Source organism: Nonomuraea sp. NPDC050227, from assembly GCF_044459705.1.
Lineage (GTDB): Bacteria > Actinomycetota > Actinomycetes > Streptosporangiales > Streptosporangiaceae > Nonomuraea.
On the sequence record NZ_JBITJF010000011.1, the window covers coordinates 381,743 to 397,694 of the forward strand.

Consider the following 15,952-nt stretch of genomic DNA (forward strand, 5'->3'; position numbering starts at 1 on the left):
GGGCGCGGCCTGTGGTCGCTTGATCGGGTGCGGGTCAGTCCTGGCGGCGGGCGCCGAACATGATCTCGTCCCACGTCGGCACGGAGGCTCGGCGGCCACGCGAGTTCTTGCGCGCCTGACGCGCGGCCGGAGCAGGCGGCGGAGAGGGCACCGGGACGTCGTCCTTGCCGGGGCCCTTGGCGTCGTCCTTGCCGGGACGCGCGGCCGGGACCGGCGGGGTGCCCTTGGGGGCGCCGGGGCCGGGCTTGGGCCTGGGCGCGGGCGCCTTCTTCTCGGCCACCTCGACCTTCTCCGCCACCTCCTCGGACGCCTCCTCGGGCGCTTCCGGCACGGACGCCTCCGGCACGGCCACGTCCTGGGCGGGCACGTCCTGGGCGGGCACGTCCTCGGTGGGCACGTCCTGGGCGGCGGGCTCCGGTGCCGTCGCCGGGCGCTCCTGCTCGGCGTCCGGGGACTTCGCGGCAGCCGGCTCCGGAGCGGTCGAGGACTCTTGGTCGGTCTCGTCGGCCGGTGCGTCCTGGGCGGCAGATGTCTCGGCGGCGGGTGCGTCGGGCATCGCCGTCTCGGTCGGGACAGACTCGGCCTGAGGGGTGGCGTCCGCCTCGGCGGTCGTACCGGCTTCCGGGGCGTCCTCGGTGGCTGCCAGGGTTGCCGCGGTCGGCGCGTTTTCGGTGGTCGGCGTGGGTGTGGTGGCCTGCGCCTGCGGTGCGGTTGCCGCGTCCTCCGGCTCGGGGGATTCGGGCGTGGAGTCGGTGGTGGCCACCGTGGGCGTTTCGGCGGTTGCGGCGGAGGAAGCCTCCGCAGCGGCGTCCGGGACGTCCATCGCACCGGCCGTCGCACCGGCCGTCGAGGCGTCCGACGAGGGCGCGGCGGAGTCGCTTGCCTCAGGCGTGGTGACCTGGGCGTCGCCGGTGTCGGAGGTGGTGGCGGCGTCTTCGGGCGCGGGAGAACCGGTGGTGTCGGTCTCGGGCGTGGCGGAGACGGACGTGGCGTCGGCCTCCGGCGTCGCGGAGAGCTGAGCATCCACGGCCGAGCCCGTCGGCTGGGCCTCCGTGGTGGCCGCGGTCTCCTGCTGCACGTCGGACGTGGCGGAGGGCTCCGGCTGGACGGGCGTCGAGGTGGCGGGTGTCGAGGTGGCGGGCTGGGCCGGGGCCGGGACGGAAGCGTCGGGCTGGACCGTGCCCTCCCCGGCGGCCGTCGGCGAGGACGGCGGCGTCACAGGCCCTTCAGGACCGGCCGACGTCGGCAGGACCTCAGGAGCCGCCGACGTGGCGGCGACCTCGGGAGCGGACACCGCCGCCTGCCGACCAAGAGCCTCCGAAGCGGCAGGCGACTGAGCGCCGGCCTCCGGGGCGGCAGGCGGCTGCGCACCCGGCGACGGACTGACCGACAGTTCCCCATCCAGCGACGGGCCGGCCGGCAGCTGTGTGCCAGGTGCCGGGGTCGCAGGCGGCTGCGTACGGAGGTCCGAGGCAGCAGGCGGCTGCGTACGGACGTCCGAGGCAGCAGGCGGCGGCGTACCGAAGTCCGAGGCAGCAGGCGGCTGCGGACGGAGGTCCGGGGTGGCAGGCGGCTGCGGACGGAGGTCCGGGGTGGCAGGCGGCTGCGGACGGAGGTCCGAGGCGGCGGGGGGCTGGGTGGATGTCGTGGGTTCGGCGGGTGACGGGTGGGAGGCGAGCGGGCGGGAGGGCGGCGGGGTGGCGGGCGCGTAGATGGAGTCGTCGCGTTCGCCTGAACGGCCCGAGCCGAAGTCGGGCAGCCACGGCGACGTGCCGCCGCGGCGGGAGGAGGCGTCCGGAGAGCGGCCGAAGCCGGTCTCGCGGCCCGCGGTCTCCCCACGCTGGCCCTCAGCGCGCTCCCCACGCTCCCCGCGCTGCCCCTCGGCACGGGACGGGTCCGGGTGGAAGCCCTCGCCCCGGAAGGGGGCGCGGCTGGTCTCGGGCAGGGACGACGAGCCGTCCGACGCGCTCTCCCGCCCCGGGGACGGCCGATCGAACGGCATGTCACGCCCGGAGACGTCGCGTCCCGCGAGGTCACGCCCCGGCAGGTCGGGGCCGCGGCCGTAGCCGCCGGTGTCTGCGGGCCTGGGCGGCGGGGTGTAGCCGACGGCCGGTTCCTCCGGCTCGCGGCGCACGACCGAGGGGAACGGCAGCGGGTCGGAGGCGAGCGGCGGCACCGGCTGCAGCTTGGCCACCCGCGGCGCGAACGGCGTGACCGTGGTGTCCTCCACCACGGCGGGCTCGGGATCGAAGTCGGCCGACGACAGGCGCATGGCCTCGTCGTCGTGCGGGGAGACGTGGCGCTTGCGCGGGTCGAAGAGCCATTCGGCGTGGCGCGTGTGACCGTTCCAGACGTAGCCGAGCTTGACCCGCCACAGCCCGTCGTCGCGCTTGGCCGAATCCCAGTCGATCTCGTCGGTGGGCACGCCGCGCCTGGTCAGCCGCTCGGCCACCAGCTCGCCGAGGGTGGGACCGGGCGCGGTCTCCCCGGGCATGCGGACGGCGACGCGCTGCGCCTGCTGGGCGACGTACTCCCGTTCCTGCAGCACCGGGCCCTCGAACCAGCGGACTCGTTCGACCGGGATCCCGGCGGTCGCGGCGATCTCTTCCGCTGTCTCTCCGGCGCGGATGCGTGCCTGGATCTCCTTGGGGCGCAACGGGCTCTCCACTTCGATCTCGTACTGGCCGAGACGGGAGAAGTTGCCGCGGACGGCAGCACGGAGCCGGTCGTCCACGGGAAGGGTGAAGCGCGTACCTCGCCCGGCAGTAGCCAGCACGAGATAGGTGCCGTCCTCACTCACCGCGACGAGTCGGAGCTCCTGCATGCGAGTCCCTTCGTCAGCGTCGCCATTCTTCCCCCGGACCCTTGAGTCTCTCGCGTGTGCCGGTTGCCTGCCAGCACCGTACCCGGCATGTCCGAACATCGCCTTCCTGGGAAGCCCCGGGGGCGATGTGACGCCGGTCACATTTGTGGATTCCATTTCCTCTAACGCCCGCCGCTGTGCATGAGGAGGTTAGAGCTCCTCGACGGATTCTGGCGAATCGCGGCGCGTGCTGTTGTGCACTTCAGCGAACTCGCGACAAGGGAGGGGGCGGCGTCGGGACGGCGTTCGAGAAGACGCGCCGCGGCGGCGGCGAGGTACGGGGCGCCCGCCGAGAACGCCTGCCCGCCGGAGGAAACCTGGCACCAGCCCGAGTCGGCCGCGCCCACGACGAACACCCCCGAGCGCACCAGCGACCGTACGGCGGCGCCGAGCGCGGGCGAGTCGGCCCCGTCGGCGGCGAGCGTGACGACGGACGGGCCGCGCGCGTGCCGCCGGATCCAGTCGAGCCCGGCCAGCACGTCGGCCAGCGAGCCCGACCCCGCGCAGCCGAGCACCCGCACCGAGGCGATCCTGGCCTCCGGCGCCCGCGAGGCGACGGCCCTGGCCACGCGCGTGCCGTGCCCGCCGCAGTCGCGCCCGGTGCCGCCGGTGGCGTCGAAGGCGCGCCAGGCCCGGTCGCCGAACTCGGCCCGGGTGACGTCGACGCCGGTGTCCACGACGAACACGGTCGTGCCCGCGCCCGAGTCGGCGCCCGAGTCGGTGTCCGTGTCGGCGTCCATGTCGGGGGCGGGGGCAGGCGCGTCGCCGGGCATGGCGTGGATCTCGCGGTCGGGCTCGACGGCCAGGACCCGGCGATCGGATCTGAGCTCGGCCAGCTCGCCGACGGTGAGGAAGGTGGCGAAACCCGGCAGAGCCTCGGTGTAGTAACGCCGTACCCGCCATCTCACCTCCGCGACGAGGTCCCGGGCGTCCGCGCGGCTGCGGGCCGTGACGATGTAGGGCCGGGTGGGCTCGGAGGCCGAGGGGCGCAGGGCGAGTCCGGAGGCGGGCGTCATGGCGAGAGGGACAGCGGTCGTCGCGGCCGTCGCCACGGCCGCGGCGAGGTAGACGGAGGGTAGGCCGAATCGTCGGGGCACGAGTTACGAGGATGCCTGTCGCGCAGGTCACAGGAACAACGGGACACGCGCTCGCGTCTATTCACGAGGAAGCTCTTTACCGTACGCATGACCAGAGGGGACTGATCCGGGGGATGACCGGCGAGCAGCGGAAGTTCGAGCTGAGCGTGCCACAGATCCTCGGGAGCGCCCTCGCCGCCGTCACCGCCGCGGTGGCCGCCTCCTACCTCGGGGTGGCGGGCACCGTGATCGGTGCCGCCGTGGTCAGCATCGCGAGCACGGTGGCCAGTGCCGTCTATACGCACTATCTCAAGCGCACCGGCGACCGGGTCAAGCAGCACACGCTGTCCGCGTGGCGCGAGGAGCAGGAGGAGGGGCAGGGCCTGCTCGCCGCCGCCGCGAACGCCACCCCGGCCGCGGGCGAGCAGACCGCCGCGCACGCCACCAGGGCCGCAGGGGAAGGGACCGCCGCGCACGCCACCAGGGCCGCAGGGGAGCAGACCGCCGCGAACGCCACCAGGGCCGCAGGGGAGCAGACCGCCGCGCACGCCGTCCGGGGAGGCGGCGGCCAGGGGCATGACACGCTGGTCATGCCGGTCGTCGAGCCCGCCGGGCGCGGCGGGCTGCCGTGGCTGAAGATGGCGGTCGCGGCCGCGCTGGTGTTCGCGGTCAGCATGGGCGGCATCCTCGCCTTCCAGGCATTCGACCACCGGACGCTGCACGAGCGGGTCACCGGCGGGCAGACAACGGTGAAGGAGCAGCAGCGCGCCCCCGTCAAGGATCAGGGGCACGACCGCCAGGACCGCGACGACCGGCCGATCGGTCCGACGCAGTCGCCGACCCCGACCCCCACCCCGACGCCCACGGACACGCCGCGCACTCCGCCGCCCTCCGGGACCGGCGAGCCGAGTCCGAGCGGCACGCCGACGCCCACGCCCACGGACACGGTCGAGCCCGTCCCCGAGACGCCCGGGCCCGGCGAGGAGGAGCAGGAGCGTCCCGACCCGGGCGAGCAGCAGTCCAGCGCGCCCCCGGCCACGACGCAGCCGGACGAGCCGCCGGCGCAGCAGGAGGGGCGCTAGCCGAGCACCACGTCGAGGTAGTCGTTGGTGAACACCCGGCGCGGGTCCAGCCGGTCGCGCAGCGCGACGAAGTCGTCGAAGCGGGGGTAGACCTTGCGCAGGTACGCGGCGTCCCGGGTGTGCATCTTGCCCCAGTGCGGCCGGCCGTCCAGCCGGTTCATGATCTCCTCCACGCCCTCGAAGTAGGCGGGGTTGGGCGTGGGCCGGTAGATGTGGCAGGCGACGTAGGCCGAGTCGCGGCCGTACGCGGTGGACAGCCAGGCGTCGCTGGGCGGCGTGACGCGCACCTCGACGGGGAAGGTGATCTTCCAGTCCATCCTGTCGATCAGGTCGCGGGTCTCGCGCAGCGCCTGGGCCAGGTGCTCGCGCGGTACGGCGTACTCCATCTCCAGGAACCGCACGTCCCGGCGGGCGGTGAACACCTTGTACGAGGTGTCCACCGCCTCCGAGTCGCCGAGGGCCGCCGCGCTGATCGCGTTGATCCGCGGGATCAGCGCCGGACGCCGCCCGCCGACGGCGCAGGCGGCGCCGAAGACGGTGTTCTCCAGGAACACGTTGTCCAGCCAGTGCTTGAACGGGCTCGGCGGCCTGGCCGGGCCCGCGTCCCTGTTGTTGGTCTTGACCAGGCAGGCGTCGGTGTGCGGCAGCCAGAAGAAGTCGAGGTGCTCGTTGGCCGAGGTCAGCGAGTCGAGCGAGGCGAGGATGTCGGTGAGCGTCATCCTGCGCCGGCGGTTGCGCAGCAGGAACGCGGGCTCCACCCGGAACGTCACGGCCGTCAGCACGCCCAGCGCCCCGAGACCGACCCGGGCCGCGTCGAACAGGTCCTCGCCGGGCACGGCCGTGGCGACCGAGCCGTCGGCGAGCACCAGCTCCAGCTCGGTGACCTGGTCGGCCAGGCCGCCGCTGTCGCGCCCGGTGCCGTGGGTGCCGGTCTGGATCGCGCCGGCGACGGTCTGCTCGGTGATGTCGCCCATGTTGGCCAGGGCCAGCCCGCGCTGGTCGAGCAGCTCGTTCAGCACCTTGAGCGGCGTGCCGGCCAGCACCGTGACGCGGTCCTCGCCGGCGGACCTGATGCCGCTCAGCTCCTCGGGGCGCAGCATGATCCCGTCGGTGAGGGCCACCCCGGTGAAGGAGTGGCCCGTGCCGACCATGCGCAGGCGGCGCCCGGCGGCCGAGGCGTCCCGCACGGCCTGGACGACGTCCGCCACGCTCGCGGGGGTGCGCACCTCGGCAGGGGCGCCCGTCTGATTCCCGGCCCAGTTAGTGAAGACCATGAGGCGCCCCTCCGAGCGTCGTTCCGATTAAACGTGAACGATACTCACTTCTCCCAGCCTTCGGGAACCGGGAAAATCTGACCGGGCTGCAGGTTCTGCTGCTTGATCACGTCGGAGACCGTGACCAGCTGGTACCCCTTGGCCTGCAGCGACTTGACGATCGAGGGCATGGCGTCCACGGTCTGCTTGACCCAGTCGTGCATGAGGATGATGCCGTCGCGCTCGGCCACCTCAAGGGTCTTCTTCTTGATGGCCTCGACGTCCTTGGTGTCCCAGTCGTGCGAGCCGGCCGTCCACAGGATCATGGGCATGCCGAACTCGGTCGCGACGTCCGACACCTGGATGTCGGCCAGCCCGTACGGCGGGCGCAGCAGCTTGGGCTCGACGCCCGCCGCCTTCTTGACCGCGTCCTGGGTCTTCTTGATCTCGCTCCTGATGACCCCGGCGTCGATCTTGGTGAAGTCGGGGTGCTTGTAGCTGTGGTTGCCCACCTCGTGGCCCTCGGTGACCATGCGCTTGACGAAGGCCGGGCGGCTGTTCACGTACTGGCCCTCCAGGAAGAACGTCGCCTTGGCGCCGTACTTCTTGAGGGTGTCCAGCAGGGTGCCCGCGTACTGGCCGGGCCCGTCGTCGAAGGTCAGCGCGATGCACTTGACCTGCTCGCAATCGACCTCGGCCTTCTTCGGCGTCTGGGCGAACGCGGGCGCGGGAGCCAGGGTGACGCAAACTGCCGCGATAGCTAGAAGTGAAGTGATTTGTCGGGACATAGCAAAGCTTCCGGTGTGATGGGTGTTGCGAGGGATAACTCCCGACCGTAGCGGATCAGCTCTTCAGGGGTGAAGGCGTGTCCGGAAGTCTCAGCAAACCCGAACCTCCGACGCCCACGACCGCCGCCAGGAGCGCCGCGCACACCGCGAAGCCGAACGCGCTGGACGCGCCGAAGGCGTCGGTGAGCTGCCCGCCCGCCCACGCGCCGATCGCCACGCCGAACCCGATCGAGGTGGAGATCCAGGCCATGCCCTCGGTGAGCAGGGACGGCGGGACCAGCCGCTCGGTGAGCGAGAACCCGGTGATGAGCGTCGGCGAGATGGCCAGACCGGCCACGAACGCCACGGCGGCCATGATCCACGGGTCGTCCACGAGCAGGATCGGCAGCAGGCCCACCACGAACACGCCCAGCGCGCGGATGAACCGGGCGCGCAGCGAGATCCGCCACTCCCGCGAGCCGAACCACAGCCCCGACACCATCGACCCGCCCGCGAACGCCGCCAGCAGGAATCCCGAGGCGCCCTTCACGCCGTGCTCCTCGGCGAAGGCGACCATGATCAGGTCCACCGAGCCGAACACCGCGCCGAGCCCGAGGTAGACGCACGCCAGCAGGGCGATGCCGGGGATCAGGATGGGCGTGCCGCCGGCCGTCCTGACCGGTTGCACGGGTGGCTGCGTACGCCGCTGCGCCGCCAGGGCCAGGCAGCCGCCGAGCATGCACACCAGCGCCACCAGCAGCCCCGCGTACGGGTTGATCGCGGTGGCCAGCACGGTGACGAGCGCGGGCCCGGTGACGAAGACGACCTCGTCGGCCACGGACTCGAAGGCGAAGGCGGTGTGCAGCGTCCCGGTGCCGCCGTGGATCGTGGACCAGCGGGCCCGCACCATCGACCCGATGGACAGGGAGGACGCGCCGATCAGCAGGCCGGAGACGTACAGGGTCCACTCGGGCAGGCCGAGCGCGGCGCTGAGCATCAGCGCGGCCATCGCCAGCGCGTTGACCACCGAGAAGGGGGCGATCACCCGGTTCTGGCCGAACCTGTCCACCAGCCGCCCCGACAGCGGCGCCGCGATCGCGAAGGCCACGTTGGTGGTGGCGCCGACCGCGCCGGCGGTGGCGAAGGACCCGGTGGCGGTGGAGATCAGCAGCACGACGCCGATGCCGAGCATGGACATCGGCATCCGGCCGACGAACCCGGCCAGCACGAATCCTTTGACTCCGGGCCCGTTGAACAATCCCCGGTAAGGCCCGACCACGCTGTTTCCCCCTTACTTGGCGCCCCCACGATGGCGCACCGTCTGTCCGGATGGCAAGTGATATTTCCGGTGAGTGGGTTAACGTGTGGCTGATGTCCGGTCTTCCCTCTCTCCGCGCGGTCCTGCTCATGGTGCTCGGCGTGCTCGTGGTCACCGCCGTGGCCGGGGGAGTCGTCGTGCTCATGGGCGATGACCTGGTCAGAACGGCCCAGGAGCCGGTGCGCAGGCCGATCACCCGCGCGGTTCCGGAGGCCGCTCCCCGCCTCGACCAGCTCGTACCCACGACGGCACCGGTCAAGGATTTCGGCCAGGGCGGGCCGGGCGTCACCGTGACGCCGCCGCGCGTGCTGGCGATCGCGCCCGCCACGGTCTCCCGGCGGACCAGGCTCGCTCTGGGCGCGCTCAAGCACGTGCAGAAGGCCGCCGTCGTGGACGCCGGCGCGGTCAAGGTCGCCGGCACCTCGCTCAACCTGCTGGCCGTCGACCCGGCCGACTTCCGCTCCTGGACGCCCCAGCCCGTCGCCGACCAGCCCGCCGTCTGGAGCGCGCTGGCCAGGGGCGAGCTGGTCGCCGAGGCCGGCACGACGCGCAGGTACGGCATGATCCTCGGCGCGATGTACCAGGTGGACGGCGGCCCGAGACTCCGGGTCGCGGCCTCGGCCACGCTCGGGCTCTCCGGCGTGGACGGCCTGGTCAGCCTGGAGGTGGGCCGGTCGCTCGGCTTCGCGAAGGGCGTCGCGGTGCTGCTGCACGGCAAGCCGGGCACGATCGCCGAGGCCGGCGTGCGGCGGCTGCTCGGCAAGGGCGCGCAGGTCGTCGTGCTCGACGCGGCCAGCCGCACCCAGCGGCAACAGCAGCAGCAACCGCAGCGACAACAACAGCAGCCGGTCACCGTCGGCCGCCCGAACAGCTACCTCGACCTCTACAAGGCCGCCGCCACCCGCTGCCCCGGCCTGTCCTGGACGGTGCTGGCGGCCATCGGCCAGGTCGAGAGCAGCCACGGCCGCAACAACGGCCCCTCCAGCGCGGGCGCCCTGGGGCCGATGCAGTTCATGCCCGCCACCTGGAAGCACTACGGCGTGGACGGCGACGGCGACGGCAAGGCCGACATCTGGAGCCCCTACGACGCGGTGCCCGGCGCCGCCAACTACCTGTGCGCCAACGGCGCGGGCAAGGGCGGCGCGAAGCTGCGCAAGTCGATCTGGTTCTACAACCACTCGTGGGACTACGTGGACAAGGTCATGGGCATCGCCGAGGCGTACGCCCGCACCTACGCCTGAGGCCGCCCGCCGGGCCGGGCCGGGCGCGGGCAGCAGGTGAGCGGGCACGCGACGGGCTCCGGCTCGTCCATCAGCTCCCTGACCATGCGCACGAACGCCGGATGGGTGCCGGCCGTCGCCGCGCGCTCCATCGGCAGGCCCAGCTCGGCGGCCACCTGCCGGGCCTCGGTGTCGAGGTCGTAGACGACCTCCATGTGGTCGGAGACGAACCCGATCGGCACCAGCACGACCGAGCCCGCGTCCGTCTTGCGCAGGAAGTCGCACACGTCGGGCTCCAGCCACGGCACCTGCGGGGGGCCGCTGCGCGACTGCCACACCAGGTGCCACGGCTCGTCGCGGCCCAGCGCCTGGTTGACCAGCTCGGCGCTGCGGCGGAGCTGGGACTCGTACAGGCCGCCCGAGGGGCCGGCGGTCTCGGCCATCGACACCGGGATGCTGTGGGCGGTGAACACCAGCCGGGCGTCCTGGCGGCCCAGCCGCTCCAGCGCCTGGCGCGTGTGGTCGGCCATCGCCGCGACGAACCCCGGATGGTCGCCGAAGTGCCGCATCTTGATCAGCTCGGGGCCGCCCTCGACGGAGATCCTGGCGATGTCCTCGTAGTACTGGCGGCAGCTCGAATACCCGGCGAACGCCGAGGTGGCGAAGACGGCGGCCCGGCGCACGCCGTCGGCCGCCATCCGCCGCACGGTGTCCTCGCCGAAGGGGTGCCAGTTGCGGTTGCCCCAGTAGACCGGCACGCCGGCGACCGGGCCCAGCGCCTCGACCAGCTCGCGGTTCTGCTGGTTGATCGGGCTGACGCCGCCGAAGCCCTGGTAGTGCTCGGCCACCGCGAGCAGCCGCTCGCGCGGCACGCCGCGCCCCCGCACGACGTTCTCCAGGAACGGCAGCACGTCGTCGGGACCCTCGGGGCCGCCGAACGACAGGACGAGCAGAGCGTCGTAATCAGCCACGTGTCAAGCCTAGTCAGGAGAGCGGGCGGTCCGGCCCGAGGGAGGGTGCGGAGGCGCGGAGCGCGGTGTCGCCCGCGGAGCGCCGGTGACCAGGTAGGTTCGATCGAGTGAGCGCATTCGATGACATTCGTGACTATGTGGCCATTCCCCGGGTCCTCTCCCTGAAGCTCTCGCCTGACGGCTCCCGTCTGATCTCGGCCGTGCAGGCCCTCAATCCGGACGGAAAGTCGTACGGCACCGCGCTCTGGGCGATCCCCCTCGACGGCGAGCCGTACCGTCTGACCCGTTCCGCCAAGGGCGAGACGGCCGCCGTCTTCACCGACGCCGGGGACGTGCTGTTCACCTCCGCGCGCCCCGACACCACCGTCAAGGACGCGACCGACGAGGTGCCCGCGCTGTGGCTGCTGCCGCGCGCCGGCGGCGAGGCCCGCCAGATCGCCACCCGCCCCGGCGGCATCGGCGCCGCGCGCACGGCGGGCGACGTGGTGGTGTTCGCCTCCGACGTGCTCGACGGCGACGAGTCGACCGAGGAGGAGCGGCGCAAGGCCCGCAAGGACGCCGGGACCAGCGCGATCCTGCACGAGGGCTACCCGGTCCGCTACTGGGACCACGACCTCGGCCCGGCCCGCACCCGGCTGTTCACCGGCCGGCTCGGCGCCGACCGCCTGGAGGACGTGCGCGAGCTGACCCCCGACGCGGGCGAGGCGCTGCGCGAGGCCGCCTTCGAGCTCACCCCCGACGGCTCCACCGTGATCGTCACCTGGCGCAGGTACCTGTCCGGCGGCGACAGCCGTACGGACCTGGTCGCCATCGACGTGGCCACCGGCGAGCGGCGCACCCTGCTCACCGACGAGGCGCACGACTTCGGCGGCCCGATCGCCGTCTCGCCCGACGGCACGCGGGTGGCCTGCGCGCGCGAGCGCATCACGAGCACGGACGTCTCCGTCCGCGTGGAGCTGTGGATCGCCGACCTGGCCACCGGCGAGGGCCGGGCCTACGCCCCCGACCTGTTCCCGATGGACCTCGCCTGGGCCCCCGACTCCTCGGCCCTCTACCTCGTCGCCGACCACCAGGGCCGCCGCCCGGTCTTCCGCGTCCCGCTGGACGGCGAGCACACCAGGCTCACCGGCGACGACGCCGCCTACCTCGGGGTCAACGCGAGCGCCGACGGCGCGTACGTCTACGCCCTGCGCAGCAACATCGCCCTCGCCCCCGCCCCCGCCAGGATCGACGCGGCCACCGGCGAGATCGCCGACCTGCCCTCGCCGGCCCCGCGCCCCGAGGTGCCGGGCACGCTGACCGAGATCTCGGCCACCGCCGACGACGGCGCGACCGTGCGCGGCTGGCTCGTGCTGCCCGAGGGCGCCTCGGCCGACAACCCGGCGCCGTTCCTGCTGTGGATCCACGGCGGCCCGGTCGCGTCCTGGAACGACTGGCAGTGGCGCTGGCAGTCGTGGATCATGGCGCAGCGCGGGTACGCCGTCCTCATGCCCGACCCCTGCCTGTCCACCGGCTACGGCCAGGAGATGATCGACCGTGGCTGGGGCGCCTGGGGCCCGCGCACCCAGGCCGACCTCGACGCCATCGTGGACGTCGCCCTGGCCAGGGACGACATCGACGACGAGCGCGTGGCGGCGATGGGCGGCTCGTTCGGCGGCTACATGGCCAACTGGCTGGCCGGGCACACCGACCGCTACCAGGCCATCGTCACCCACGCCGCGCTGTGGAACCTCGACCAGTTCGCCGGCACCACCGACTCCTCGCTGTACTGGCAGCGCGAGTTCGGCGAGCCCGGCTCGGAGCGCTACGACCAGCTCTCCCCGCACCTGGGGCTCGGCAAGATCACCACCCCGATGCTCGTCATCCACGGCGACAAGGACTACCGGGTGCCGATCGGCGAGTCCCTGCGCCTGTGGTGGGACCTGCAGCGCACCGACGTCGAGTCGAAGTTCCTGTACTTCCCCGACGAGAACCACTGGATCCTCAAGCCGGGCAACATCGTCGCCTGGTACGAGACCGTGCTCGCCTTCCTCGCCCAGCACGTGCTCGGCGAGGAGTGGAAGCGCCCGGACTCGGTGGCCTGATGACCGACTTCCTGCGGCTGGCCGAGGACGTCGCCCGCGAGGCCGGGGACATGCTCCTGGCCAAGCGGCCCACGATGTCGGAGGACGTCGAGACCAAGTCCAGCCCCACGGACGTCGTCACCATCCTGGACAAGGCGTCGGAGGAGCTGATCCGCGAGCGCGTCCTGGCGGTCCGTCCGGACGACCGGTTCCTGGGCGAGGAGGGCGGCGAGGCGCCGGGCGCGTCCGACGTGCGGTGGATCGTCGATCCCGTCGACGGCACCGTCAACTTCCTGTACGGCCTGCCCGACTGGGCGGTGTCCATCGCCGTCGAGGTGGCCGGGCGGGTCGTGGCGGGGGTCGTCAACGTGCCGGCGCGGGGCGAGGTGTTCACCGCCGCGCTCGGCGAGGGAGCCTGGCTGGGCGGCGCGCGGCTGCGCTGCAACAGCGGGGTGCCGCTGGCCCGGGCGCTGGTCGCGACCGGGTTCGGCTACTCCGCGCCGCGCCGCGAGGTGCAGGGACGGGTCGTGGCGGCGGTGCTGCCGCGGGTGCGCGACATCCGGCGCGGCGGCTCGTGCGCCATCGACCTGTGCTCGGTGGCGGCGGGCCGGGTGGACGCGTACTACGAGCGCGGCACGAACGCGTGGGACCACGCCGCGGCCGGGCTGGTGGCGACCGAGGCGGGAGCCCGGCTCGGCGGTCTGCGCGGCCGGCCGGTCGGCCCGGAGTTCGCGCTGTGCGCGGCTCCCGGCCTGTTCGAGGAGCTGCACGACCTGCTCGTGCCGCTGGACCCCGAACGCGACTCCTGACGGGGCCGCGGGCATGACAGGACGGCCGGGGCCCGGCGGGCCCCGGCCGTCGCACGCGTATGTCTAGCGCGGCAGCGGGACGCCGTGATCGTCGGCCAGGCGGCGCAGGTCCTCGATCTCGGCGGTGAGGGTGTCGGCGAGGTAGTCGTCGCCGGTGCTGCGGGCCTCGGAGAGGCTCTTGTAAGCCTGGTCGAGGCGGCGTTCGATCGTGGTGGTGAACTCGCCCATCTCACCTACTCTCTCAGGGGTTCGATCCGTGCGGGGCGAAGGGAACCATTGCCACTGGATGTCCGGGCAATGGGTGTCCCGACGGCATACCCCGGGTTATCGCCCTCTGAAACATGAATTTGTGCGGCCCCTGCCCGGCACACCCCTGGACATGCCTTACCGTGCGCTTATCGAGCCTGTAGGCAGAATGAGACACCGGAACCGGAAAGAGGGTGTACCAGGCGTGCGAGTGCTGGTTGTCGAGGATGAGCGGGTGCTCGCCGACGCGATCGCGACCGGGCTGCGGCGTGAGGCCATGGCCGTCGACGTCGCCTACGACGGCGGCGGCGCCCTTGAGCGCACCTCCTACATCGACTACGACGTGATCGTGCTCGACCGCGACCTGCCGGTCGTGCACGGCGACGAGGTGTGCCGCCGGCTGGTCGAGCAGCGCTCGGCCTCGCGGATCCTCATGCTGACCGCCTCCGGCGACGTGGACGACAAGGTGGAGGGGCTCGGCCTCGGTGCCGACGACTACCTGGCCAAGCCGTTCGTGTTCATCGAGCTGGTGGCCCGGGTGCGCGCGCTCGGGCGGCGTTCGGCGCCCGCCCTGCCGCCCGTGCTGGAGCGGGCCGGGATCCGCCTCGACCCGGGCAAGCGGCTGGTCGAGCGCGACGGCAAGGAGATCGTGCTCACCAAGAAGGAGTTCGCGGTCCTGGAGGAGCTGATGCGCGCCGAGGGCGCGGTGGTCAGCCAGGAGGACCTGCTGGACAAGGCGTGGGACGAGAACATCGACCCGTTCACCAACGTCGTCCGGGTGACCATGATGACGCTGCGGAAGAAGCTGGGCGAGCCTCAGGTGATCGAGACCGTGCCCGGGGTTGGGTACAAGTTGTGAGCGAACGGCCAGAGCGCGGGGCGGGGCCGACGCATCCGATGATCAGCCCCCATTCGGCCAGGAAGGCGACGCGCGTGCAGGAGGCGCCACCCCCGAGCGGGCCGCCGGCCTGGGACGGCCCGCCCCCGCCCGGCTCCGAGACGCCCGCCCGCAGCACCCTGGAACGGGTCAGGGGGCTGCCGGCCAAGGTGAGCATCCGGTGGCGGCTCACGCTCACCTACAGCGCTCTGGTGTTCGCCGCCGCGGCGGTGCTGCTGTTCGTCGTCTACTCGATCGTCGGCAAATCGATCGAGAACGCCTGGCCCGACCTGATCACCGACGACCTCGACCCGCTCGACGCCGCCATCATGCAGAACCGGTGGACCCTGGCCAAGGGGCGGGCCGTCAGCAGCGCGCGCGACGCGCTGTTCACCAGCTCCTTCATGGCGCTGGCCGGGGTCGGCATCCTCGCGCTCATCATCGGCTACTTCGTGGCCGACCGGGCGCTGCGGCCGGTCACCCAGATGACCAGCGCGGCCCGCAAGCTCTCGGAGAGCACGCTCGCCCACCAGCGCATCGCCCTGCGCGGCCCCAACGACGAGCTGAAGGAGCTGGCCGACACCTTCGACGCCATGCTCACCCGGCTCAACATCGCCTTCGACACCCAGCGCAGATTCGTGGCCAACGCCTCCCACGAATTGCGCACGCCGTTGACGATTAACCGGACGGTCCTGGAGATCGCGTTGTCGGATCCGGAGGCGTCCGAGGACCTCAAAGCGCTCGGCCGCACGCTGCTGGAAGTCAACGCGCGTAACGAGAAGCTCATCGAGGGACTGCTGTTGCTCGCCAGGAGCGAACGAGAACTCGCGGTGCGCAAACCGCTCGACGTTCAGGAAGTGGCGCAGACGGCCGTGGAACAGCTCGCGCCCTTCGCCGCCGAACACGGCGTGACCGTTGTGGCCGAACTGGTCAGCGCGCCTACCGTGGGCGACCCGGTGCTTCTGGAGCGGTCGGTCAGCAACCTGCTGGAGAACGCCGTGAAGTACAACCTTCCCGAAAACGGAAAAGTCTGGATCCGGACGGGAATGGCAGACGGGGGGCTGGTTGTTCAGGTGGCCAACACGGGGCAGCACGTCCCGGCGTACGAGGTGAACAGCCTGTTCGAGCCGTTCAGGAGGCTCCACGCCGACCGCGTGGAATCGGCCAAGGGATCGGGTCTGGGGCTGTCCATCGTCCGTGCGGTGGTGCAGGCACACGGTGGAAACGTGACCGCGGTGCCGCGTGATGGCGGAGGACTTGTGGTGACGATTCGGCTTCCGACGCGTTGACCGAGCGTCCTTGAGTGGTCCATGGGGCGCCGACGGGTGACGTTCAGGGGTGTTCGTCCGCGTGTTGATGTAGTGGGGGCGTCTCGTTCTCGCCGTACATGTGGTTGGATGTGCCGTC

Annotated in this window: 13 protein-coding genes; 6 read left to right on the plus strand and 7 right to left on the minus strand. The window is 72.4% G+C overall.

Going from position 1 to position 15,952, the window contains the following annotated elements:
- Positions 1-34 precede the first annotated feature (34 nt).
- Together sepH and ACIBK9_RS37505 are read right to left on the minus strand one after the other, a co-directional pair.
- Positions 35-2,824 carry a septation protein SepH gene (sepH, locus tag ACIBK9_RS37500; RefSeq protein ID WP_397163490.1) on the minus strand — a complete coding sequence of 930 codons (2,790 nt, stop codon included), beginning with the start codon at positions 2,822-2,824 and terminating at the stop codon, positions 35-37.
- A 161-nt stretch (positions 2,825-2,985) separates the two neighbouring features.
- Complete coding sequence (locus ACIBK9_RS37505; RefSeq protein ID WP_397163492.1) at positions 2,986-3,960, minus strand: S8 family serine peptidase; 975 nt, start codon at positions 3,958-3,960, stop codon at positions 2,986-2,988.
- 113 nt (positions 3,961-4,073) lie between these two features.
- Between ACIBK9_RS37505 and ACIBK9_RS37510 the strand changes: the two genes are divergently transcribed.
- Positions 4,074-5,021, plus strand: a complete 948-nt coding sequence (locus tag ACIBK9_RS37510) for a hypothetical protein (protein WP_397163493.1) — start codon at positions 4,074-4,076, stop codon at positions 5,019-5,021.
- On the opposite strand, the gene ACIBK9_RS37515 is transcribed toward ACIBK9_RS37510, so the two are convergent.
- Genes ACIBK9_RS37515 through ACIBK9_RS37525 form a run of 3 tightly spaced genes read right to left on the minus strand, consistent with a single transcriptional unit; the run spans position 5,018 to position 8,269 of the window.
- A complete protein-coding gene (locus ACIBK9_RS37515) occupies positions 5,018-6,295 on the minus strand; it encodes a D-arabinono-1,4-lactone oxidase (protein WP_397163495.1) in 1,278 nt (425 codons plus the stop codon). The genes ACIBK9_RS37510 and ACIBK9_RS37515 overlap by 4 nt on opposite strands.
- Before the next feature lie 44 nt (positions 6,296-6,339).
- Entirely contained in the window at positions 6,340-7,062 is a 723-nt protein-coding gene (locus tag ACIBK9_RS37520) for a polysaccharide deacetylase family protein (protein ID WP_397163497.1), read from the minus strand.
- 55 nt (positions 7,063-7,117) lie between these two features.
- Positions 7,118-8,269, minus strand: coding sequence for an MFS transporter (locus tag ACIBK9_RS37525; RefSeq protein WP_397163499.1), 1,152 nt, complete (start codon positions 8,267-8,269; stop codon positions 7,118-7,120).
- Between the two features lie 143 nt (positions 8,270-8,412).
- On the opposite strand from ACIBK9_RS37525, the gene ACIBK9_RS37530 reads away from it, so the two are divergent.
- A complete protein-coding gene (locus tag ACIBK9_RS37530; RefSeq protein WP_358284604.1) occupies positions 8,413-9,600 on the plus strand; it encodes a lytic transglycosylase domain-containing protein in 1,188 nt (395 codons plus the stop codon).
- Here ACIBK9_RS37530 and ACIBK9_RS37535 read toward each other — a convergent pair.
- Complete coding sequence (locus ACIBK9_RS37535) at positions 9,591-10,550, minus strand: ferrochelatase (RefSeq protein WP_397163501.1); 960 nt, start codon at positions 10,548-10,550, stop codon at positions 9,591-9,593. The genes ACIBK9_RS37530 and ACIBK9_RS37535 overlap by 10 nt on opposite strands.
- 107 nt (positions 10,551-10,657) lie before the next feature.
- Between ACIBK9_RS37535 and ACIBK9_RS37540 the strand changes: the two genes are divergently transcribed.
- The gene (locus ACIBK9_RS37540; RefSeq protein ID WP_397163503.1) at positions 10,658-12,634 is read left to right on the plus strand and encodes a prolyl oligopeptidase family serine peptidase; all 1,977 of its coding nucleotides are present in this window, start codon (positions 10,658-10,660) and stop codon (positions 12,632-12,634) included.
- On the plus strand, positions 12,634-13,422 hold the full coding sequence (locus ACIBK9_RS37545) for an inositol monophosphatase family protein (RefSeq protein ID WP_397163504.1): 789 nt from the start codon (positions 12,634-12,636) through the stop codon (positions 13,420-13,422). Before ACIBK9_RS37540 ends, ACIBK9_RS37545 begins: the two co-directional genes overlap by 1 nt.
- Positions 13,423-13,485: 63 nt before the next feature.
- Here the strand turns inward: ACIBK9_RS37545 and ACIBK9_RS37550 are convergent, their stop codons facing one another.
- Positions 13,486-13,650, minus strand: a complete 165-nt coding sequence (locus ACIBK9_RS37550; RefSeq protein WP_352324241.1) for a hypothetical protein — start codon at positions 13,648-13,650, stop codon at positions 13,486-13,488.
- Between the two features lie 223 nt (positions 13,651-13,873).
- Between ACIBK9_RS37550 and ACIBK9_RS37555 the strand changes: the two genes are divergently transcribed.
- A complete protein-coding gene (locus tag ACIBK9_RS37555; RefSeq protein ID WP_349451511.1) occupies positions 13,874-14,527 on the plus strand; it encodes a response regulator transcription factor in 654 nt (217 codons plus the stop codon).
- 38 nt (positions 14,528-14,565) lie between these two features.
- Positions 14,566-15,834 (plus strand): sensor histidine kinase, encoded by a 1,269-nt coding sequence (locus ACIBK9_RS37560; RefSeq protein WP_397163545.1) that lies wholly within the window; start codon positions 14,566-14,568, stop codon positions 15,832-15,834.
- Positions 15,835-15,952 lie beyond the last annotated feature (118 nt).

Coding starts and splice junctions, on each gene's coding strand:
- ACIBK9_RS37530 (WP_358284604.1), top strand. CDS start 8,413: ATGTCCGGTCTTCCCTCTCTCCGCGCGGTCCTGCTCATGGTGCTCGGC.
- ACIBK9_RS37515 (WP_397163495.1), bottom strand. CDS start 6,295: ATGGTCTTCACTAACTGGGCCGGGAATCAGACGGGCGCCCCTGCCGAG.
- sepH (WP_397163490.1), bottom strand. CDS start 2,824: ATGCAGGAGCTCCGACTCGTCGCGGTGAGTGAGGACGGCACCTATCTC.
- ACIBK9_RS37560 (WP_397163545.1), top strand. CDS start 14,566: ATGATCAGCCCCCATTCGGCCAGGAAGGCGACGCGCGTGCAGGAGGCG.
- ACIBK9_RS37520 (WP_397163497.1), bottom strand. CDS start 7,062: ATGTCCCGACAAATCACTTCACTTCTAGCTATCGCGGCAGTTTGCGTC.
- ACIBK9_RS37545 (WP_397163504.1), top strand. CDS start 12,634: ATGACCGACTTCCTGCGGCTGGCCGAGGACGTCGCCCGCGAGGCCGGG.
- ACIBK9_RS37510 (WP_397163493.1), top strand. CDS start 4,074: ATGACCGGCGAGCAGCGGAAGTTCGAGCTGAGCGTGCCACAGATCCTC.
- ACIBK9_RS37550 (WP_352324241.1), bottom strand. CDS start 13,650: ATGGGCGAGTTCACCACCACGATCGAACGCCGCCTCGACCAGGCTTAC.